The sequence below is a fragment of the Methylobacterium sp. Leaf87 genome (assembly GCF_001422775.1).
Lineage (GTDB): Bacteria > Pseudomonadota > Alphaproteobacteria > Rhizobiales > Beijerinckiaceae > Methylobacterium.
In genome coordinates this window covers 426,076-446,429 of the sequence record NZ_LMMI01000045.1, presented here as the reverse complement: position 1 = coordinate 446,429, position 20,354 = coordinate 426,076, and the positions used below count along the sequence as shown (strand labels likewise).

Annotated in this window: 16 protein-coding genes; 6 read left to right on the top strand and 10 right to left on the bottom strand. The window is 68.7% G+C overall.

Going from position 1 to position 20,354, the window contains the following annotated elements:
• Positions 1-154: 154 nt before the first annotated feature.
• From ASF22_RS18705 to ASF22_RS18670, 8 genes are all read right to left on the bottom strand, one after another.
• Entirely contained in the window at positions 155-2,176 is a 2,022-nt protein-coding gene (locus ASF22_RS18705; RefSeq protein WP_162239588.1) for an AAA family ATPase, read from the bottom strand.
• Between the two features lie 149 nt (positions 2,177-2,325).
• Entirely contained in the window at positions 2,326-2,748 is a 423-nt protein-coding gene (locus ASF22_RS18700) for a hypothetical protein (RefSeq protein ID WP_056172917.1), read from the bottom strand.
• Positions 2,749-2,912: 164 nt separating this feature from the next.
• Positions 2,913-3,770 (bottom strand): hypothetical protein, encoded by an 858-nt coding sequence (locus tag ASF22_RS18695; protein WP_056172914.1) that lies wholly within the window; start codon positions 3,768-3,770, stop codon positions 2,913-2,915.
• 176 nt (positions 3,771-3,946) lie between these two features.
• Positions 3,947-5,353 (bottom strand): AAA family ATPase, encoded by a 1,407-nt coding sequence (locus ASF22_RS18690; protein WP_244473811.1) that lies wholly within the window; start codon positions 5,351-5,353, stop codon positions 3,947-3,949.
• A 463-nt stretch (positions 5,354-5,816) separates the two neighbouring features.
• Positions 5,817-6,599: a metallophosphoesterase gene (locus tag ASF22_RS18685; RefSeq protein WP_056172911.1), complete on the bottom strand. Its 783-nt coding sequence runs from the start codon at positions 6,597-6,599 to the stop codon at positions 5,817-5,819.
• A 338-nt stretch (positions 6,600-6,937) separates the two neighbouring features.
• Complete coding sequence (locus ASF22_RS18680) at positions 6,938-7,993, bottom strand: hypothetical protein (protein ID WP_056172908.1); 1,056 nt, start codon at positions 7,991-7,993, stop codon at positions 6,938-6,940.
• A gap of 310 nt (positions 7,994-8,303) precedes the next feature.
• Positions 8,304-8,483, bottom strand: coding sequence for a hypothetical protein (locus tag ASF22_RS18675; protein ID WP_156630143.1), 180 nt, complete (start codon positions 8,481-8,483; stop codon positions 8,304-8,306).
• 151 nt (positions 8,484-8,634) lie between these two features.
• Positions 8,635-9,435, bottom strand: a complete 801-nt coding sequence (locus ASF22_RS18670) for a hypothetical protein (RefSeq protein WP_056267031.1) — start codon at positions 9,433-9,435, stop codon at positions 8,635-8,637.
• Positions 9,436-9,887: 452 nt separating this feature from the next.
• Here ASF22_RS18670 and ASF22_RS18665 point away from each other — a divergent pair, with 452 nt between their 5' ends.
• Positions 9,888-10,688: a pentapeptide repeat-containing protein gene (locus ASF22_RS18665; RefSeq protein ID WP_056172900.1), complete on the top strand. Its 801-nt coding sequence runs from the start codon at positions 9,888-9,890 to the stop codon at positions 10,686-10,688.
• A 112-nt stretch (positions 10,689-10,800) separates the two neighbouring features.
• Positions 10,801-11,604, top strand: coding sequence for a TIGR02391 family protein (locus ASF22_RS18660; protein WP_056172897.1), 804 nt, complete (start codon positions 10,801-10,803; stop codon positions 11,602-11,604).
• Positions 11,605-11,639: 35 nt separating this feature from the next.
• On the opposite strand, the gene ASF22_RS18655 is transcribed toward ASF22_RS18660, so the two are convergent.
• Positions 11,640-12,062, bottom strand: coding sequence for a helix-turn-helix domain-containing protein (locus ASF22_RS18655; protein WP_056172894.1), 423 nt, complete (start codon positions 12,060-12,062; stop codon positions 11,640-11,642).
• A 239-nt stretch (positions 12,063-12,301) separates the two neighbouring features.
• Here ASF22_RS18655 and ASF22_RS18650 point away from each other — a divergent pair, with 239 nt between their 5' ends.
• The 3 genes from ASF22_RS18650 to ASF22_RS18640 all read left to right on the top strand — a co-directional run bounded on the left by ASF22_RS18650 (position 12,302) and on the right by ASF22_RS18640 (position 17,443).
• A complete protein-coding gene (locus tag ASF22_RS18650) occupies positions 12,302-12,664 on the top strand; it encodes a hypothetical protein (protein ID WP_244473810.1) in 363 nt (120 codons plus the stop codon).
• Between the two features lie 142 nt (positions 12,665-12,806).
• Entirely contained in the window at positions 12,807-14,186 is a 1,380-nt protein-coding gene (locus ASF22_RS18645; protein WP_056172891.1) for an efflux RND transporter periplasmic adaptor subunit, read from the top strand.
• A gap of 11 nt (positions 14,187-14,197) precedes the next feature.
• On the top strand, positions 14,198-17,443 hold the full coding sequence (locus ASF22_RS18640; protein ID WP_056172889.1) for a CusA/CzcA family heavy metal efflux RND transporter: 3,246 nt from the start codon (positions 14,198-14,200) through the stop codon (positions 17,441-17,443).
• 222 nt (positions 17,444-17,665) lie between these two features.
• Here ASF22_RS18640 and ASF22_RS18635 read toward each other — a convergent pair whose 3' ends face one another.
• Complete coding sequence (locus tag ASF22_RS18635; RefSeq protein ID WP_056172886.1) at positions 17,666-18,067, bottom strand: helix-turn-helix domain-containing protein; 402 nt, start codon at positions 18,065-18,067, stop codon at positions 17,666-17,668.
• Between the two features lie 99 nt (positions 18,068-18,166).
• Between ASF22_RS18635 and ASF22_RS18630 the strand changes: the two genes are divergently transcribed.
• A complete protein-coding gene (locus ASF22_RS18630; protein ID WP_056172884.1) occupies positions 18,167-20,350 on the top strand; it encodes a heavy metal translocating P-type ATPase in 2,184 nt (727 codons plus the stop codon).
• Positions 20,351-20,354: the final 4 nt, after the last annotated feature.

The following is a 20,354-nucleotide window of genomic DNA, read 5'->3' as shown; positions in this document are numbered from 1 at the left end:
GGTCGAACAACGTGGGACCGTCGGCGGAAAGTCGTAGGGACATCCCCTGCCTACTTCCCCCGGGGCTCCTGCCAACGCTCGCGATGCCTGCTGATGTCATGTGACGGCCTCCCGACGATACAGCTGATGCTTGTGACTTCGTTCCCGGGACGGTTCATCGCTCCGGCGGCAGGTGCTCCGTCCTTCGGCGGAGGGACACCTTGGAGGAGGCCGGCGCACCGTGGACGTCCCGGCTGGGCGGCCCGGCGAAGAGGGACCTGACCTGCGCGTTCTCAAGGTGGCCGTCGCGGAAGAGGGCCCTTGCGATGCGCTCCAGGGCGTTCCGCTCCGTCCGCATGAGGTCGAGCGCGCGTTCGTAGGCGGCGTTCAGCCGGTCCTGCACCGGGCGCAGCAGCCACGGCATGCGGCCGAGATCGATCTCGCCGTCGGATCCGAGGCTCACGAGGGGAAACTCGGCGGAAAAGCCGAGGCGAGCTTCCATCTGCACGGCGCAACGCGTCGCTTCGGCCAGGTCGCTAACCGCGCCGGCGGATACCTCGCCGAGCATCACTTCCTCGGCGGCCCTTCCCGCGAGGGCGATGACCAGGTAGCCGAGGAAATCGGCCTCGGTCTGGCTGAACGATGCCGCGTCGAGGCTGATCGTCGACAGCCCACCGGTGGCCTGGACGGATAGGATGATCTCGTCCTGCGCACCGCGCGCGATGGCCGCGACGGCATGCCCTCCCTCGTGGATAGACGCGCGCAGGCGCATCGCCTCGCCGAGGATGGGCGTGGCATCGGCAGCGGCGAGATCCGCTGCGGTCAGCGCCGAGCCCGGACGTCGCCGGGCGAGCCCACGGGCCCGCCGGACGAGCGCCTCGACATCGGCACCAGTCGATCCCCTGAGCCGAGCAGCGAAAGGACGAAGGTCGAAATCTTTCAGGTCCCCGCCGAGGTAGTGACGGAGGATGCCCTGAAGGTCCTCGGTGCCCGGCAGGTCGATCCGAATATGCCGGTCCAGCCGGCCGGCGCGCAGGATCGCGGGGTCGATGCGGCCCGGGTGGTTCGTGGCGCCGATGACGACGACCCCCTCCCGTGAGGCGGCCCCATCCAGGTGCTCAAGCAGCGCATTGACGACCTGGCTGCTGTAATCCCGATGATGTTCCGCGAAAGAATTCCTATCGCCGAAACTGTCGATCTCGTCGATAAGGGCGATGCAGGGAGTCCGGCGCGCCTTTTCGAAGTAGGCGCGCATCGCACCCAAGGTATGCCCGAGATGACCGTCCCGCTCCGCCTGCCACTGCCCCAGCGACCCGGCGAGCAAGGGCAGTCCGGTGCTCCTTGCAAGCGCCAGTGCGAATTGCGTTTTGCCGCATCCCGGCGGCCCGATGAGTAGCACGGCCGTCTCGCAGTCCTTGAACCTGATCTTATGATTTCTCCACAGCCGCAGGTCCTCGACAAGGGCTAGGCCGAACGCTTTGGCTTCGCCGAGCCCATGCATGTCCTCCAACCGCTGGCCCTCGCCGACGTTCGAGCGCCCGGAGCGTACCAGGGCCTCCAGCCGGTCCATCGCGCCGCCGGCCCCGCGGTTCGCGTGAACGGACAGGCGCAGGTCCGTCAGGTCGCAGGACGACGCCAGTACGCCGTCGAAGGTCCTGTCCGGGACCTGTCCGGTCACGGTCTCGACGACGAGGGCGAGGGCGGAAGGGTCGAGGGGACGGATGGCGATCCGATACTCCGTCGCGCGCACGAGGTCCCTCGGCAGGGTCCGCGCCGGATCCGTCGCGATGCCAATGACCGCCTGGCCGGACTGGATGGCCTCCCCGACGCCCTCGTTGCCCTTGTCAGGCCGATGAGCGCTCGCGGAACCGTCGCGCGCGAAGACGAGCGCCTCGCGGCGCTCCGGCCCGCCGTAGTCGGATCGCGACGTATCGCCGTTGCGGACCGAGCACGCCGCCCCGAGGGCGCAGATCCTGACGGCCTGCTCGATGGGCATGGTCCAGTCGCCGGAGGGGACGGCGATGGTGACGACCGGAGCGCTGCGCCGGAGCGCGCGCAGCAGCCCGTCCTCTGCATCAATGGCGCGCGCCAGCATCACGGCGGCGGCGACGAGGTCCGCATGGGGAGATTGTGGCGCAAAGGCCTCCTGGCGGCTCGGCACACCCAGCGTCTCGTCGAGATCGTCCTCGATGGGCATGGGCATGATTTCCCGCCCGTGGGTGGCGTCCCTCCGAAGCAGGTCGATGAAGGTGCGGGCGAGGCCGTCTGTCATGGTGCCGCTCACTGTGACCTCCTGCATGCGAGCCCCGTTCGGCGGGGCGCCGTGTCGTCACGTCTCCGCGCCTCTCAGTCGACGCGGGCCCCAGACGAGCCGGACCCGTGCATGGCGGCGTGGAACGCGGGGGCCGCTCTCCACCGCCGAGCGAGTTGGGTCGGGGCCGGGTCGGACGGGTCGAGCCGGCCGAGGGTTTCCAGCGCGTGGGCGATGATGACGCCCGCGGTCGCGTCGCCCCCGAATGCCCGCACGACGAGGTTCCCCAGGATCACGTCCGTCAGCCGGGTCCGCGAGGCGCGGCCGTGGAGATGGTCTATGGCGACGGCAGCGGCCGCGGCTGCGTCCCCGGTTCGCGCCGCCTTCCAGCGCCGCTCGTGGAGGATCTCGATGGTGGCGACCAGCTTGGCCAGACGCAGGACCTCGGCGGGCGAGATCCGCGCGGGGTCCTGGGTGCGCCAGAGCGTCAGGGGACAGGTGGTCTTCCGCCTCCGCACACGTGGTGAGCCGTGGCCTTGGCGGCAGATGGTCCCGTGGGGATCAACCGTGGTTTCAGGGGTTTTCATGGGGCCTCGCTCAGGTTGAAGGGGCCCGGCACTGGACCGAGCCGGGACGGGGATGCGCTTCGGGAAGGGTGCGCCGAGCTTCGACGGCTGGCTGCTTAGGCGACGATGACCCAAGCCGGATCGAAGTCCGACCCTCGGGGGTCGCCGCGGGGGTTGGCCACGACGCGCGTGCGCCCGAGCCTGTAGTCGGCCCGGGACGGTGCGTTCCCATGGACCCACAGGCACGGTGCGCCCCATTCCTGCATCACCGCTTCGAGATCGGAAGCGAGCGAGGCCGCTACCCAGCTATCGCAGAGCCAACCGGACCAGTCCTCGGGCAGCGAGCGGCGGGAGGGGGCATGGCAGGTTAGCACCACTGCCCTGTCGCCCGGCCTCACCCCTTCGACGAGGGCCTTCGGCGGCGCTGGATATCCCAAGGCCTGATAGGCAATGGTCGAAAGGGCATCCTCGACGTAGGCGCGCGAGCGTGCGTGGACGGCGAGTGCGTCGAGCGGCGACCAGGGTCGGCCTTGTCGCAGGAGGATGCGGTCGCAGTCGGGGGCGGCATGCTTCGCGCCGACGCGGGCGAGCCGACCGTGGAACGCGCCTTCCAGGGACCAGTTCGTCCACAGGGTTGCGCCGATCACGTGCACGCCGCGTCCGTCCGGACCCTCCAGCCGGATGGTCTCATCGGAGAGCAGCCGGATACCCAGCTCCCGGGCACGGTGACGTCCCCTTGCGAGGGCCTCGACTAGCGGCGTCCCCGACCAGTATTCGAGGTTTCCGGGCACCATGACGACGGGGCGGTTCCCTTGCCGCCCGCCGAGGGCCGCCGCTAGCCAGTGCAGCGACGCGTCCAGGCCGGCGGCGATGCCGCCGGGCACGAGGAGCGCATCGAACTCTGGCAGTGGGTCAGGCAGGACGAACCCGGGATCCAGGTCGATCCTAATGTCCGACAGGACCCACAACCTCATGCCGAGAGGATGCTCGACCTTGCCGGTCGCGTCGGGGAAGGCCGCAGCCTCGTGCGACCTTGATCCCGCGCTACCCCAGGATCTGGGAAGGCGTCGGGACGGGGAAGGGCTCCGCCTCTGCGACGGCACGCCCCGTGCGGGCGCGGGGACGTCTTGGTCAAGTTTGCCCAAGCGGTTCATTGAGGACGCCCCTCCAGTTCACGGTCCCTGACGCGGACGACGGCTTCGACGGCACGGCGGAGGCGGCGGACCGACCCACCCCGCCAACGGTGGCGGAGGGCCCGCAATTCTGTGGCATCGGGCGGCGGCAAGAACGCGGGGTCGAGGCCGCGTTCCCGCGCGATGTCGCCGAGCAAGGCGACGGACAGCGCCTCAACGTGCTCCGGACCGGGCGCGGGAAACGCCACGATGCGAAGCCGGTCTAGCAAGGGGCCCGGGAGTTTTCCCGTTTCGTTGGCCGTGCAGATGACCGAGGTCCAGGAGAGGTCGAGGTCGGTCTGCAGACATGGGTCGGGGAAGCGGCGGGCGTTCTCGGGTTCGAGTGTCTGGAGCATCGAATCCCAGATGCGGCCGTACTCGGCCCGGGTCGGGGCCTTGTCGATCTCATCGACCAGCACGAGGGGGTTTGCTTGAGAGTAGCGGGCGCACGCCATGAAGGCCCGGCACGGCTCCGCGCTCCACCATCGGCGTTCGGTGCCCCCGAAGGATGCCCCGCCATCGTTGGAGGCGTCCACGCGGTAGACCCCGACCCCGAGCTCCTCGCCGAGCCGACGGACGAAGCGCGACTTCCCCGACCCGGGCGGGCCTTCCAGGACCAGCGGAGGGATGCGGACGAATTCCTTCCCGACAAGTTCGCCGAGGATCGCGTCGACCGCCCGCGTGGCATGGCAGAACTCGCTGAGCAGGCGCTCGCGAACCTCGGGCAGGAACGGCGTCGGAACGAGGCGAAGGGCCTTGCCGATGGCATGCTCGAAGCCGCGCACGACCTCTCGGCCCTTACCAGCCCCTGTGGCGGGGCTCGCTGGACAGACGAGGACATGGCCGGGACAAACGGCGACATCGCCACCCTCGGTCTCCTTGGGAACGTCGGCGACGGGTCTCGGTGGCTGCGGCAGCTTCTTGCGGGCGGCGCCCTTGCCGGCCTTGTCCGCGGCATGCCGCTCCAATGGTTGGACCGCCTGCTGGCCCACGGCCCGCGCATGGGCAGCCAGGGTGTCGTCGGCCATGAAGTCGAGGGTCTGGCCCACGCTGATGGCCGACAAGCCGACCGCCAGCGTCCGCGCTTCGGCCTTGAGGTTCTGGAACGCCTGGCCGAGCGCAGCCCGCCACGCGGCCACGGCCGTGTCCACGACTTGCGGCCCCATCTCGGCGGGGGGGAATGGATCCGGCAGCCCGAGGTCGGTGAAGGTAACCCTATGGTCGTCCTGCGCGGTCGCCGTGACCAACGCCAGCTGGTGCAGCGCGGCGGCGACCTCCTCCAATCGCTCCAGGTCATTCCACACGGCCGCCGCCGACCGCGATGCGAGCGGCTGGACGAGGGCCGATCCGCCGAGCAAGAGGGATGCACCGACGATGTCGCGCATGTCAGGGTCGTTTGTCCTCGCGCAATACGTGTCCAGGGCCGCCAGGCCGCCCGAGAGAACCTTCCCCGGCTCGGTGGAGCCCGTCCCGAGGCGGGAGCGCCGAACGATGTCCCCGCACCGGGACAGCAGCCTGGAGCTGCGCGGCGCGGCGTCATGGATGAAGGAGACGGTGTAAGGGTTGGCGAGCCATGTCGCGACAAGGGCACCGAGCTCGGCATCGATGGCCCTCGCATCGGTAGCGAGCTCCCGCGGCAAGGCCCCGTACCGGACCGCCGGGTCGAGGCCTGCTCGGAGGACGCGGGGCAACCGCCTGAGAATGACCGCCCGTGCGGTCGGAGCCGGGATGTTCGACATCTGCCTCCAGGGGATCGGGATTGGTGCCGGGCGGCCGATATCGGACGCGTGTTCCAGCAGTGCCGCGCAGGCCGCAGGGTCGCGCGGCCAAGGCATCTCGCGGGCTTGTTCAGACCTCGACGACGAGGCCGGGGTCGAACGCTGCGTTCTCGCCGGGATACCCCTTCGGATTGCACAGCACGCGCGTCCCGCCGATCCGGAAATCCATGGACGTGTGGGTATGGCCGTGGACCCAGAGTGCCGGCTGAAACCTCTCGATGAGGGGGTCGAGCCGGGACGAGAAGCTGGGGTTCAGCGAGGCGCCGCGATATCGCGGCGCAATGCATCGGGCGCTCGGCGCGTGGTGGGTGACCACGACGCTAGGACAGGACCTGCCGTCGACGCCCACGGAACGTGCGAGCTCCCGTTCGAGATAGCGGCGGGAGCCGAGGTGGACGCCCAGCGCATCCTCGGGCCGGAACGGCCGCGGCTCGCCGCTCGTGGCGGTCGAGATCAGGCGGTGGTCGTTCATGCCCCGTCGTGCATCATCCATCGAAGCCGCGCGCCGATTGGGTCCGTCGAGTTCGTAATCGGTCCACAAGGTGCAGCCGGTGAAGGCCACACCTTCAACGACGGCAGTATCGTTCTCCAGGAAGTGGATGCCCGAATTTCTTGCGGCCCTGCGCCCCGAGGCGAGTTCCGCCTCAAAGCGGCGCCGGTAGAACTCATGGTTTCCTGCCACGAGGACGGCTTCCATGTGAGGACGGATCGCATCGCCGATCCAGGCGATGCTCTCGACGAGCCCTTCGCCGACGTCCCCGGCGATGACCGCGACGTTGGCGTCCGGGATCGCCGGGGGTAACCAGGGGCGGCCCACGTTGCGGTGAAGGTCGGAAAGGATCCAGATTCGCATGGTCGGGTGCCCTCGATCCGTGAGAAAGGGTTTCGGTACCCGCCGGGTCACGGGGCATGGCCCAGGCGCCCTTGGGGGGCAGCCGCTCGGGACCATTCCCAGAACGATCCGGGCGGCGACGCCGCTGCGATGACGAATGGGTGTGTGGAAGTCCCTGTGAGGGAACCATGATCCTGGGCCGCCGGCGCCTGAACCGCTGGGTTCCCTGGCTACGCTTCGACGGCGAAGGACATGGACGGACGGCGTTCGTGGCCGCCCCGAGGGGCGGTCCTACGACCGGCGAGATCCCGAACGGAGCTGCGCTCCCTGAGATCGGAGCCCCCTTGGATGGTGCCCTGTCAGTGTAGCCCGCTTCCGGCTTCGCGGCCGGCGGGTCGGCCGAGGGTGTAGGTGCGCGACAGCGTGCGGGCATACGAGACGCTGTCGGTCGCATAGAGCGCGGATGTTGAGACCCTCCGACCATCGACTATGTTGGGATGGCCGTAGACGCGGCCGGTCAGGATGCGCACCGGCGCCGCTTCCACCCTCCAGTCTTCAAGCCTAGGGCTGTCGTCGAGTTCAGACCGTGCGGGACCGGTTCCGTCGCGGATGGCATCCAGGGCATCTGCGAGATCGCGCAGGCGTTCTCCGGTGCGGCGCTCGTCCATCAACCGTACGATGCCGGTATCGACGCCGAGGGCGGCCGCGAGGCGGTCTGCGTCGATGGATGCCGCTTGCGGATCGGACGCCACGGCCCGGAGTGCCGCCAGGAGCCAAATTCCGGCGGACAGGGTCCTGGCGCTACGGCCACCTACGACCAGGTGGGATGCTTCCGAGTGGGTCAGTGGCGGCAGGGTCACCGGCAGGGTGCGCACGGGAACTTCCCCGGCGAGATCCGCGGCGAGATCCGCGGCGAGGCGCGCCATCGTCCTCCCGAAAGCGGTTCCGGCGGGTCCGCCTCCCCCGCGGCTGCACCCGAGCAGCCAGGCCGGGGCGATGCCTCCGACCGCCGGGTCGAGGGGTACAGCTCCTTCCGTGGACAGCACATGGCAGGCCGCATGCTCGTCGAGCGGAGCGGGGCCGACCGTGAGGACGGCCGCATCGAGACTCTTGCGCAAGGTCGTGTCGGCAAGCCAGGCGACCGGCAGGTCGAGCACAGCGCAGCGTCCATCCTCCCGCGCCTTCGCGATCTCGGTGATGACCGGGGCCGTGCACCCGTGGGCGCTTCCAGCAGTTCGCTCGATCACCCGGACGGGATCGGCGGTCACGATCCGGGGTGGTAGGCCTGCCTCGGCCGGGAGCGTGAACCGGATCAGGCTCACGGGTTGTGCGAGCGCGGCATGCGCATCGGTAAGGACCAGGGCCGCATGGGCCGCCTCGATCCGTCCGAAAGTACCGAAGAATGCGCTGATCAATTGAACCCTCCGCAAGCATGCGGACGCGCTCGCCGTCACGGGATATCCGTGATGGCGCGGCGTCGAACGATCAATCTTGAGAAAGCGAATAATACAACGAAACCGACCAAAATAGCAATAGACTTACGTATTCGGCAAGTCACTATTGAATCTATGGTTAACGGTGCATCCAACAAGTGCATCAATGCCTTTCCCTGACTTCGCGTTTGAGGAAGGAACGCGAAGGCCGGTGTCTCGCCCGGCCTGCGTCACGGGACCCGGGGTCGGTCTCACAGACGAGATCCCCTGCCGGGCAGAGTGAGGGCTCCGGTCACATCGACAGCCAGTCCTCCTCGTCCCGGATGGTGGCTGCCATGGACCTGGCGTGACCGAGGATGACTTCCTCGTCCGCCAAGTCGAAATCGCTGTCGAGGACCAGGGGGACCGGAAGCCTTTCCCAGTCGACGCCGATGTCGGCACCGACGTGGACGGCAGCCTTGGGCGAGGCCATGCTCCTGGAACGCTCCCTCGCCATCCGCGACTTGGTCCTGGGCAGGCCCCTTCGGGCGTCCCGGGGATGCGTCCGGCGCGTGGCGTCCGACCCTTGGGAGGGAAGGCGGGCGGAAGGGGTTTTGCGGCGAGCTTTCATGTCAACCTCCGGTTCAGGCGGGGCGGGAAGAGGCGCAACCCGCGGAATGGCGGGACGCTGCGGACATCGGTGCCGGAAGGGGTTGCCGGCTCTCCCTGAGCGTACGCCCGGCACCGCGGCGCGCGATGCGCCGCGACGGATCGAACAGGCGACGCCGGTTCGGGTTCTGGTCGCTCACGTCTGCGGTCCGTTCATCCAGATCCACGGCGAGGTCGAGCAGGTCGGACCGGAGCTCGATCTCGGCGGCCGTCGCGCCGGAGGTCATGGCCTGGACTACGCGCGCACGGTCGATCCGGGTGGCGTAGGGGTCGTCCGCCGCGATGCGCAGCGTGGCGGCGAAGCCGATTGCCCGCCAGTGCAGGGTGCCGCAGGTACAGCCGGCCCGAAGGCTGGCGGCATCCGCACGCCGCAACGTTCCGATCCGGATGGGCAGGGCGCGGGAGGCTTCCGGAAGCGCCCGGTTGCAAGAAGCGAGCATCCAGGGCGGAGACAAGGCATCCGTGGCCTGGGCGGCCTTCGAGGCCATGGCGCGCCGGGCTCCATCATGGGCCAGCGGCTCGGGGCCGAAGGAGACGACGGCCAGATCGAGCCGGCTCCGGATGGAGATGTCGCCGAGTAGCGCGAGGGGAAGCGCCAGCATCAGGTGGCTCTGGCTGGCGGCAGCCTCGTCCAGGTACGCGGGGACGGCATCGGCGATGTTGTGCCCGCCGGCGAGGATGCCGGAGCCAGGCATCCCCTCTCGATTGAGGGCACTATTGGCAAGTAGGGCGGCGTGGCAGGCCGAGCTGTCGTCGGCAAAGAACCCGATGTTCATCACGGAAACTCCGCAATCGGTTGGTGCCTCTCGGGCACATGCAAATAGTACCTTGGGAGAAGATCTGAATTCAAGAAAAATCTCTAGTCACTAGAGATTTGCGTCGAGCCAGGGTTAAGCAGTCCCTGGCCGCCTCGATGGGCGGTCCGATAAGCGAAGCGACTACGAGGGAGGCAGGTCAGAGGGAGCGTAACCCGCTGCATGATCCCGGTGTCACGATGGCGCCCGTACCGATAGCTGTCGTACCGAGGTCTGCCGCATCAGATCAGGATGCCGTTCCGGCATGAGGCGAGTTCTAACGCCGCTGAGACGGAGCGGCGACGCAGCCAGGCACGGACGAGCGGGACGAACCCGAGTACAACCTTCGACACAGAACAGAATTCCGCTCGGGCGATGCCATGGGGGAGGCGCAGGCTTCCCGTAGGCCTGGGCGGGATCGAACGGGAGACACCATGCGCCGCCTCGCCCCCCTTCTGCTTGCCTCAGTCCTGCTGCCGGCTCCCGCCCATGCCGAGCAGGACCTGCTGCTCGGTGCCGACATGGGCTCGGCCGCGATGACCCGAGCCGAGATGACCCGGACGGAAGTCGAGGCGATGATCGCCAGGGCCAACGGCAAGCCCATCGACCTGTCCGATAGGGCGCTCGCAGGCCTCGACCTCTCCGGCCTCAATCTTACGGGTGCGAACCTGCGCACCGCTCGCCTCAACAAGGCAAACCTGCGCGGCGCCGACCTGACCGGGGCGAACCTGGAACAGGCCTGGTTCATCAAGGCGGACCTCTCTGGCGCCAAGCTCGTCGGCGCGAAGATGTTCGGCATCACCGCCCGCGACGCGAACCTCAGCGAAGCCGACCTCAGCCGGTCCACGCCCATCGGCGACTTCAAGGGCGCCAACATGAGCGGGGCGACGCTCGTCGACCTTAAGGGCGGCGCCGATATCAAGAACCAGTCCATGGGCCTGATGCGCGCGGTGTTCGTCTCGGTGAACCTCAGGGGCGCCAACCTGAAGGGAGCGGACCTCGGGCGCTCGCGCCTAGAATACGCGGACCTCACGGACGCGGACCTGACCGACGTGGTACTGATGGGCTCGGACCTGTCAGGCGCCAACCTCACTGGAGCCACGGTCGCGGGCGCGGACTTCAAGAACGTGGATGTCAGCGGTGCGCGACTCGTGTCCCTCAAGGGTCAGGAGAGCGTGAAGGGCTGGACGGCACGCGTAAACGCAGACCGCGCGATCACGCAGGCTCCCGACTGACCCTGCCACCTGGGCGCCCGCGGAGCGGTGGATGCCCTCCAACCCCTTCGACAGGATCCTCGGAGCTTTCGTATTCTTTCCACGGGACCGGGGACACGGGGCGTAGCATCGAATGGAGAAACACTTTTCGCAGGGCGAGCTTGAGGCTCTCGCGGATGCCCTCGGCGATACCGGGGATGGGCTGACGGGCGGGGAGATCGAGCATCTCCTGCAAACCTGCGGCATCCCGGACCCGTCACCGGTACTCGCGAAGCGGCACCGACTCTACAATGCCTTCGGTGCGAGCCAGAACGCCCGACGCGAAAGGCTCGCAATCCTCGCCTTCATCCGAAAGGCGATGAAGCCAGGGCGTTACTTGCGCCAGCCTGAACGTTTCGAGCCTCTCCGCACAAGGCTGAACGCGGCGCTGGCCTTCTCGGCGCTGGCGGTCGACGAGAGTGGGAGCCTGGTCCCGTCCACGGAGGCGAAAACCCTCCCGGAAGCCCGCCGACGTGCCAATGAGCTCCGCGCGGACCTCCAATCGCGCGGCACCCATCCCGACGTCCTGGTGTTCTGCCGTGAGGAACTCCTGGCCGACAACTACTTTCATGCCGTGCTCGAAGCGGTAAAGAGCGTTGCAGCCAAGCTACGGGCGAGAACCGGCCTGACCGACGACGGCAGCACGCTCGTCGAACGGGCGCTGGGCGGCAGTCCGCCACTGCTGGCCGTCAACGCGTTGTCCTCCGAGAGCGAGCGTTCGGAGCAGAAGGGGTTCGCGAACCTCGTCAAGGGCGTCTTCGGGATGTTCAGGAACCCGACGGCCCATGCTCCCAAGGTTCACTGGGCCATGGCGAAGTCGGATGCCGAGGACCTCCTGACCCTCGTTTCGTTGATCCATCGCCGGCTGGATGGGGCAACGAACCCGCCGCGGGTCTAAAGCCCGCATCGGGTGGAGTGCATGTCGATCCCGGGTCAGAGGTCCTCGGACACGCCGGGCTCATGGTCGGCCAGAACCTCAATGACACGGCAGTGGCTGATGCGTCCCCGTTCGCATTGATCGACGGTGGCCTGCACCGCCTCCCGGAGGGCGGACAGGCGGGCGAGACGGTCATCGATGTCGGCAAGGTGGCGACGGGTGATGGCCTCGACCTCGGCGCACGGAAGATCCGGTTGGTCCGCGAGATCAAGCAGCGTACGGATGGCATCTACCTCGAAACCCAGAGCCCGGGCATTCCGGATGAACTTGAGGCGCCGGACCGTGGCGTCGTCGTAGCTGCGCCTGTTCGTGTCTGTTCGCGCGGCAGCCGGTAGCAGCCCGTTGCTTTCGTAATAGCGGATGGTCGGAATCTTCACGCCGGTCTTTTCGGAAAGCGCGCCGATGGCGAACGACTTCATTTCCCGCCCTCTCCTCTAGCCACTGGAGAAAATACGGCAATCCTGCTCGGTGGGGAACCCAGGCCATCGTCAATCCACGAGCGTCCGCGGGACGAAGCGCTTCGCGCTGCGCCCTCTCGACACGAACGGGGTGAAGCCCACCTGGCTGAATGGCAGCCCGCGCGCTTGCGGGATCAAGCCGCGTAGGACCCCTATGTCTTGGCATGTACGAACAGCATCGAATGGTTCATAAGGCGCCCATGAGCGCAGGTTCCCCGACCAGGGCCTATGAGGCGATGCGCGGCTGGTGGGTGACCACCGTCCGCGCGCTGTCGCTCGTACTCGCCCTGGCGCTCCTCGCTCCCGACGCCATCCACTCTGCCGAGCCGTACGGCGCCTCCGCTTCCGAACTCTCCGTTTCGGCGGCCCCGGACGGCACGTCCCCGGGCCGTCCGGATGGCTGTCCGGCCTGCCACGCGAGCTGCGGCTGCCACCAGGCCATCAGTCCCGATGGACCGTTCCGGGCTCCCGCCGCGGAAAAGGGGCGCCTCTCCTACGCGCCGCTGGACGTCGTGGTCGTGTCCGTCTCGCCGGACCGTTTGCCAAGGCCTCCCCGCGCCTGAGGTGACCTCGCCACCTCCGTGGCGCGGGTCAGCCGGCCATCTAATCAGGTGCCGGCTCCCTCATCGAGCGTGATCAGTATGGGACCGTCAGAAGCCGCGCGTGCGGCCGAACGGCATCCCAGGCAAGACGGCCTTTTCTCCCATGCGAACATTTCTGTCCTTGGCCTTCCTGGCCATCGGCATCGCCATCGGCGGTGCCTTCCCAGAGGTTTCTGAGGTCGTGCGAGGCGCCCTTGCGACCGCCGGCCTGTCGCCGACCCCCAAAGCCCCGCAAACGAACGCCGCGAGCGAGACGGCGTCGGAGGGCGTCGAGACCAAGCCCGGCGAGGACGACCATGGGCAGGTCGCCGGCAAGCCGCGGCACGCCAAGGGCGAGACCAAGCCCAATGCCGGTGCCCGGAAACATGCCGAGGGCGAGGCGCACGGCCACGACGAGGAGGGCGAGGACAGGATCAAGATGACGGCCGAGCAGGCCGCCGAACAGGACATCAGGCTTGCCAAGGTCGAGGGCGGCACGCTCTCGCGCCACCTCCTGGTGCCCGGCACCATTGCCCAGGACGCCGACCGGATCACCCGGGTGCCGGCTCGGGTCGCCGGGACCGTGGCGGAGATGCGCAAGCGCCTCGGCGAGGACGTCGCCAAGGGCGAGATCGTCGCCGTCCTCGACAGCCGCGAGGTCGCGGATGCCAAAAGCGACTTCCTCACGGCGACGGTTAAGGCGGACCTGGAAAAGACCAACTTCGACAGGCAGCAGGCCCTCTGGGACAAGAGGATCTCGGCGGAATCGGCCTTCCTGAACGCGAAGGCCGCCTACTCCGAGGCGACCTTGCGCGTCGACCTCTCCCGCCAGAAGCTGTCGGCCCTCGGACTGAACGCGACCGAGGTCGCCGCCGCGGCCAAGAAGGACGAGACCACCCCGAATTCATCGTCCTTGCGCCGCTTCGAGCTCAGGTCTCCCCTCGCCGGGCGGATCGTGGAGCGTAAGGTCGACGTCGGCACGAAGGTCGGCAGCGAGGGCGACCCAGCCGACGTCTATACCGTGGCCGACCTCTCCTCACTGTGGATCGAGCTCCCCGTCCCCACCACCGAGCTGTCCAAGGTCCGCGAGGGCGCCAGGGTGACCATCGTCGGCGGCCAGGATGCTCCCCGCCCCGAGGGCAAGGTCGTCTTCGTCAGCCCGATCCTCAACCCGGAGACGCGTTCGGCCCGGGTCATCGTCGCCCTGCCGAACAAGGACATGTCCTGGCGCCCGGGCACCTTCGTCACGACCGAGATCGAGATCGCCCAGGACAAGGTCGCGGTGCGGCTGCCGAAGTCCGCCATCCAGACCATCGGCGGCGAGAAGGTGGTGTTCGTGCGGACCGAGGAGGGCTTCTCGAAGCGGGAGGTGACCCTCGGCAAGGCGGACGACGATGCCTACGAGGTCCTCGCAGGCCTGGAGCCCGGCGACGAGGTCGCGGTGGCCAACTCCTTCGTCCTGAAGGCCGAGCTCGGCAAGGCCGAAGCCGACCACGACCACTGAGGGCGGCCGCCATGATCTCGAAGATCCTCGACTTCTCCGTCCATCAGCGTTGGCTCGTGGTGCTCCTGTCGCTGCTCGCGGCCGGGTTCGGCGTGTTCTCGCTGACGAAGCTTCCCATCGACGCGGTGCCGGACATCACCAACAACCAGGTGCAGATCAACACCACGGCGCCCTCGCTCTCGCCGAACGACATCGAGCGCATCATCACGTACCAGGTCGAGACCGCGCTCGCAGGCATCAAGGGCCTGGAATACACCCGCTCGCTATCCCGGAACGGGTTCTCCCAGGTCACCGCCGTCTTCTCCGAGGCGACGAACATCTACTTCGCCCGCCAGCAGGTCGCCGAGCGTCTTCAGGAGGCTGAGGCGGCGATGCCGTCCGGGGTCGAGCCGCGCATGGGGCCGATCTCGACCGGCCTGGGCGAGATCTACATGTGGTCGGTGCACTACGCGAAACCTGCTGAGCGCAAGGTCTCGAAGCCCGGTAAACCCGGTTGGCAGCCGGACGGCAGCTACCTCACACCCGAGGGCCAGAGGCTCTCGACGGAGCTCGAACGCACGGCCTACCTGCGCACGGTCCAGGACTGGATCATCCGCCCACAGGTGAGGACCGTCCCGGGCGTGGCCGGCGTCGACGGCATCGGCGGCTTCGAGAAGCAGTACCACGTCCAGCCCGATCCGATGAGGCTGACGGCCCTCGACCTGTCCTTCGCCGACATCGGCCGGGCGCTGGAGGCCAACAACGCCAACCAGGGCGCGCGCTACCTGGAAGACAACGGCGAGGGCTACGTCGTGCGCGCCGCCGGCCGCTTGGAGAGCATGGAGGACATCGGCTCCGTCGTCGTGACCACGCGCGGCGGCGTGCCGGTCCGCATCTCCGACGTCGCCGAGGTACGGATCGGGCGCGATCTGCGCACCGGGTCGGGCAGCGAGGACGGGCAGGAGGTCGTCATCGGCACCGCCCTGATGCTCATCGGCGAGAACAGCCGCACCGTCGCCGCCGCGGTCGACGCGCGCATGACCGGCATCCGGCGCACGCTCCCGCCCGGCGTCGAGGTCCAGACGGTCCTCAACCGCACGGTCCTGGTCGAGGCCACCATCCGGACGGTCGCCAAGAACCTGGCCGAGGGCGCCGCCCTCGTCGTGGTGATCCTGTTCCTGCTGCTCGGCAACATCCGCGCGGCCATCGTCACGGCCCTCGTCATCCCGGTGGCGATGCTGATGACCATGACCGGCATGGTCCAGGGGCGCATCAGCGCCAACCTGATGAGCCTTGGGGCCCTCGATTTCGGCCTCATCGTCGACGGGGCGGTCATCATCACCGAGAACGCCCTTCGCCACCTCGCCGAACGCCAAGGGGAACTCGGGCGAAAGCTCGACCTGGAGGAGCGCCTCGCCACCGTGCGGGTCTCGGCCGAGGAGATGATCAAGCCCTCCCTCTACGGGCAGGCCATCATCATCCTCGTCTACGTGCCGCTCCTCACCTTCACCGGGGTCGAGGGCAAGATGTTCGAGCCAATGGCACTCACCGTCATCATCGCCCTGGTCGCGGCCTTCGTCCTGTCGCTCACCTTCGTCCCGGCGATGATCTCCATCGTCATCACCGGCAAGGTCACCGAGACCGACAACCTTTTCGTCCGGGCGATCAAGGCCGCCTACCGCCCTGTCCTCGGGGCCGCCCTGCGCGTGCCCATGCTGTTCGTCGCGGTCGCCCTGGTGCTGCTCGTCGGAGCCGGCGTCCTGTTCAGGGGTCTGGGGCAAGAGTTCATCCCGCAGCTCGACGAGAAAAGCATCGCGTTGAACGCCCAGCGCATCCCGTCGACGTCCCTGTCGCAATCGCAGGCCATGCAGCTAAAGGTCGAGCAGGCCATCGGCCGGTTCCCCCAGGTCGCCTACGTCTTCTCGAAGACCGGCACCGCCGAGGTCGCCTCGGACCCGATGCCGCCGAGCTCGTCGGACACCTTCGTCATCCTGAAGCCGCAAGCCGAATGGCCGGACCCGGACCTGTCCAAGGCCGAGTTGCAGGAGAGCATCGAGAAGGCCCTCGGGGCGCTCGCGGGCAACGTCTACGAGTTCTCCCAGCCCATCCAGCTTCGCTTCAACGAGCTATTGGCCGGCACCCGCGGCGACCTCGCCGTGAAGGTCTTCGGCGATGATCTGGGCGCGATGACCGCGGCCGCGAACCAGATCGCCGCCATCCTGCGCGGGGTCGAGGGCGCCGACGACGTCAAGGTCGAGCAGACGGCCGGTCTGCCGTTTCTGGAGATCGGGATCAACAAGGCCGAGGCGGCCCGCCTGGGACTGAGCACGTCCGCGATCCAGGACGTCATCGGGGCGGCCATCGGGGGCCGCGAGGCGGGCGTCGTCTTCGAGGGCGACCGACGCTTCCCCATCGTCGTGCGCCTCAACGACAAGGTGCGCGAGGACCGCGAGGCCCTGGAGAACATCCCGGTGCCGTTGCCTCCCGGACCAAACGGGCGCGCCGCGTCGGTGCTCCTGAAGCAGGTCGCGAGCTTCTCGGTGACGGAGGGCCCGAACCAGATCTCGCGCGAGAACGGCCGGCGCCGCGTCGTGGTCACCGCCAACGTGCGGGGCCGTGACATCGGCTCGCTCGTGGCCGAGGCGCAGGACAAGGTGGCCTCTGGGGTGTCGCTCCCGGCCGGCTACTACGTGACCTGGGGCGGACAGTTCGAGAACCTGGCTTCCGCCCGCCAGCGCCTGATGGTGGTCGTACCGGTCTGCTTCTTCCTGATCTTCCTGCTGCTGTTCTCGGCCCTGAACTCGGCCCGGGACGCGCTCCTGGTGTTCAGCGCGGTTCCCTTGGCACTGACCGGGGGCATCGCCGCCCTGTGGCTGCGTGGCATGCCGTTCTCGGTGCCCGCGGCCGTCGGCTTCATCGCCCTGTCCGGGGTGGCGGTGCTCAACGGCCTGGTGATGCTGACCTACATCAAGCAGCTCATCGCCGAGGGACGGCCAAGGCGCGAGGCCATCATGGAGGGCGCCATGACCCGGCTCCGTCCTGTGGCGATGACCGCGCTGGTGGCATCCCTCGGGTTCGTACCGATGGCGCTGGCGACCGAGACCGGGGCAGAGATCCAGCGTCCCCTTGCGACGGTGGTCATCGGCGGGCTCATCTCGGCGACCCTGCTGACCCTCGTCGTCCTGCCGGCTCTCTACGCTAGGTTTGCCGATGCGGTCGCTCCCGAGAGGAAGGATCGGCCCATGCCGGTCCAACCGCATCTCCGCGCCGCCGAGTAGGAGGGTCGGCATGAGCAAGAAGGTCGCCCGAACCATCGCCGACTGGGGCGGCGGCGGCCCACGTCGCCGACGCCGCGTCAGGCCCCACGTCCGTCGCGCGGCCGGCCGGGCGTTCGCCCTGGCCCTCATCGCCATCCCGGCCTGCGTCTACCTTCTGTACTGCCTCTGCAACATCGGCGGGAGGACGCACTTCCACCTGATGCCGACGGGGCCGATCCATCCTCAGGACGGATCCCCGTGGGGAGACAAAGCCTCGATGATGCGGCAGTCGGCGACGGACCCGCAGCCGCACTGACCGATGACGTCGCGCAGCTCATGCGCCAACCGGGTCAGGTCGGCCAGCTTGCGCTCGACCTGCGCCAGGTGGGCGCGGGCGATGGTGTCGACCTCGGCGCAGGACCGGTCGCGGTCGTCGGCCATGGCGAGAAGCTCCCGGATCTGGTCGACCGTGAAGCCGAGGTCCCGTCCCCGCCGGATGAAGCTCAGGCGGCGCAGGTGCTCCGGACCGTAGAGACGGTAGTTGCCCGCCGACCTTTCCGGCGCCGGCAGGAGCTTCACCTTCTCGTACCACCGGATCGTCTCGACGCGGGTGTTCGTCGCCGCGGCCAAGTCGCCGATGGTCATGGGGGGTGCGTGCGCCATGGCCTTGACCCTGTAGTTGCTACAGGGTGCATGTAGGGCCTCAGACCCTTCGGCGCGAGGCCCGGGTCGACGGAGCTTGCCATGTCAGGGCCAGGAACATCGGGAGCGGTCCCCGCAGGCGCCGCGCTGCGCTACCGCGTGAAGGGCATGGATTGCCCGAGCTGCGCGACCAAGATCGAAACAGCGGTAACCCGCATGCCCGGCGTCCGCGACGTCCGCGTGAACTACACGGCCCAGGTCCTCGACCTCGTGCTCGACGAGGGCTCGACACCCAGGGCGGACCTGGAGAACCGGATCACGGGGCTCGGCTATGGCGTCGGGTCCCTGCCGACCGCGGCCGACCTCGCCCGCTCACAGGCAACGGGCATCGCGGCCTCGGCCATCGTCGAGGAGGAGGCGGAGTCCCCCGCCTGGCGCAGCCGCAAGGGGCTTTTGGCGCTGGGCATCGCCGTCCTGTTCGCAAGCGGATTTCTCCTGCAGACGGTTCGGCCCGGGCTGGCCGGGGAATACGCCTACTGGCCCGGCGCGCTCCTGGGTCTCGCCTTCTACGGACGCCGCGCCATCGCCGCCGCCCGCAACGGCTCGCCCTTCTCCATCGAGATGCTGATGTCGGTCGCCACCATCGGGGCGCTCGCCATCCATGCCGCCGAGGAAGCGGCGGTGGTGGTCCTCCTCTTCACCGTTGGCGAGATGCTCGAAGGCTTTGCGGCGGGCCGGTCCCGGGCCGGCATCAAGGCCCTCGTGGGCCTGGTGCCGAAGACGGCGCGCCTGGTCGAGGGGGACGGCGCCGTGCGTGAGGTGGCGGCCGCCTCCCTGGTGATCGGCCAAACCGTGCTGGTGCGCCCGGGTGACCGCGTCCCTGCGGACGGCGAGGTCACGGACGGCACGTCGAGCCTTGACGAGTCCCCGATCACGGGGGAATCGGTGCCCCGGCCAAAGGAGGTCGGGGACGCCGTCTATGCCGGCAGCGTCAATGCGGACGGGGCCCTGCAGGTCAGGGTCACCCGGATGCCGTCGGACAACACCGTCGCCCGCATTCTGCACATGGTGGAGGAGGCGCAGGCTTCGAAGTCGCCGACCGCCCGGTTCATCGACCGCTTCAGCGCCGTCTACACCCCGGTCGCCTTCGCGGTCGCCGCGCTGGCGGCGCTTGGCCCGCCGCTGCTGCTCGGCGCCGACTGGGGCACCTGGATCTATCGCGGACTGGCGTTGCTCCTCATCGCCTGCCCCTGCGCCCTCGTGCTCTCGACCCCGGCCGCCATCGCCTCGGGTCTTGCCGCCGGAGCGCGGCGGGGACTGCTGGTGAAGGGCGGCGCCGCCCTGGAGACCATCGGACGGGTGCGTACCGTCGCGTTCGACAAGACGGGGACGCTCACGGCAGGGCGTCCAAGGGTCACCGACGTCCTCCCATTTGCCCCGGACATGACGGATCGCACCCTGCTCGGGCTCGCGGCGACGGTGGAGGCCGGATCGAGCCACCCCATCGCTCGTGCGATCCTCGAACGTACGGAGGCCGACGCCATCCCCCTGCGCCCCGTACGCGATGCCCGTGCGGTTCCCGGCAAGGCCGTCCAGGCCACGGTCGCCGGTCGCACGGTCGCGGTGGCATCCCCGCGCCACGCCGCGACGCTGGCCAGCCTCTCGCCGGAAGCGGAAGCGACGGTGCAGGCCCTTGAGGAAGCCGGCAAGACCGCCGTCGTCGTGGTTCGGGACGGAGAGGCGCTCGGCGTCGTGGCGGTCCGGGACGAGCCCAGACAGGATGCGGCCGCCGGCGTCGCGGCCCTGCGCCGGCTTGGGGTCGAATGCGTGATGCTGACCGGCGACAACCGGCGCACCGGCGAGGCCATCGCCAAGGGCCTGGGACTATCGGTCCGGGCCGACCTGCTGCCGGCCGACAAGCTCGCCGAGATCGGCGCGTTGAAGGAGGTCGGCCCGGTCGCTATGGTCGGCGACGGCATCAACGACGCCCCCGCGCTCGCCTCCGCCAGCGTCGGCATTGCCATGGGCGGCGGCACAGACGCGGCACTGGAGACGGCTGACGCGGCCATCCTCAACGACCGGGTATCGGACGTGGCCGCCCTCGTGGCGCTGTCCCGGGCGACGCTCGGCAACATCCACCAAAACGTGGCCATCTCGCTGGGGCTCAAGGCCGTGTTCCTGGTGACGACGCTCGCAGGCATCACTGGGCTATGGCCGGCCATCCTGGCGGATACCGGGGCGACCGTCCTGGTGACGGCCAACGCCCTTCGCCTGCTCCGGGCTTGAGCCG

Bases quoted from the DNA above. Each gene is read 5' to 3' on its own strand.
- ASF22_RS18645 (WP_056172891.1), top strand. From the start codon at position 12,807: ATGCGAACATTTCTGTCCTTGGCCTTCCTGGCCATCGGCATCGCCATC.
- ASF22_RS18665 (WP_056172900.1), top strand. From the start codon at position 9,888: ATGCGCCGCCTCGCCCCCCTTCTGCTTGCCTCAGTCCTGCTGCCGGCT.
- ASF22_RS18655 (WP_056172894.1), bottom strand. From the start codon at position 12,062: ATGAAGTCGTTCGCCATCGGCGCGCTTTCCGAAAAGACCGGCGTGAAG.
- ASF22_RS18650 (WP_244473810.1), top strand. From the start codon at position 12,302: ATGAGCGCAGGTTCCCCGACCAGGGCCTATGAGGCGATGCGCGGCTGG.
- ASF22_RS18685 (WP_056172911.1), bottom strand. From the start codon at position 6,599: ATGCGAATCTGGATCCTTTCCGACCTTCACCGCAACGTGGGCCGCCCC.
- ASF22_RS18635 (WP_056172886.1), bottom strand. From the start codon at position 18,067: ATGACCATCGGCGACTTGGCCGCGGCGACGAACACCCGCGTCGAGACG.
- ASF22_RS18675 (WP_156630143.1), bottom strand. From the start codon at position 8,483: ATGGCCTCGCCCAAGGCTGCCGTCCACGTCGGTGCCGACATCGGCGTC.
- ASF22_RS18660 (WP_056172897.1), top strand. From the start codon at position 10,801: ATGGAGAAACACTTTTCGCAGGGCGAGCTTGAGGCTCTCGCGGATGCC.
- ASF22_RS18695 (WP_056172914.1), bottom strand. From the start codon at position 3,770: ATGAGGTTGTGGGTCCTGTCGGACATTAGGATCGACCTGGATCCCGGG.
- ASF22_RS18705 (WP_162239588.1), bottom strand. From the start codon at position 2,176: ATGCCCATCGAGGACGATCTCGACGAGACGCTGGGTGTGCCGAGCCGC.
- ASF22_RS18630 (WP_056172884.1), top strand. From the start codon at position 18,167: ATGTCAGGGCCAGGAACATCGGGAGCGGTCCCCGCAGGCGCCGCGCTG.
- ASF22_RS18690 (WP_244473811.1), bottom strand. From the start codon at position 5,353: ATGCGCGACATCGTCGGTGCATCCCTCTTGCTCGGCGGATCGGCCCTC.
- ASF22_RS18670 (WP_056267031.1), bottom strand. From the start codon at position 9,435: ATGAACATCGGGTTCTTTGCCGACGACAGCTCGGCCTGCCACGCCGCC.
- ASF22_RS18640 (WP_056172889.1), top strand. From the start codon at position 14,198: ATGATCTCGAAGATCCTCGACTTCTCCGTCCATCAGCGTTGGCTCGTG.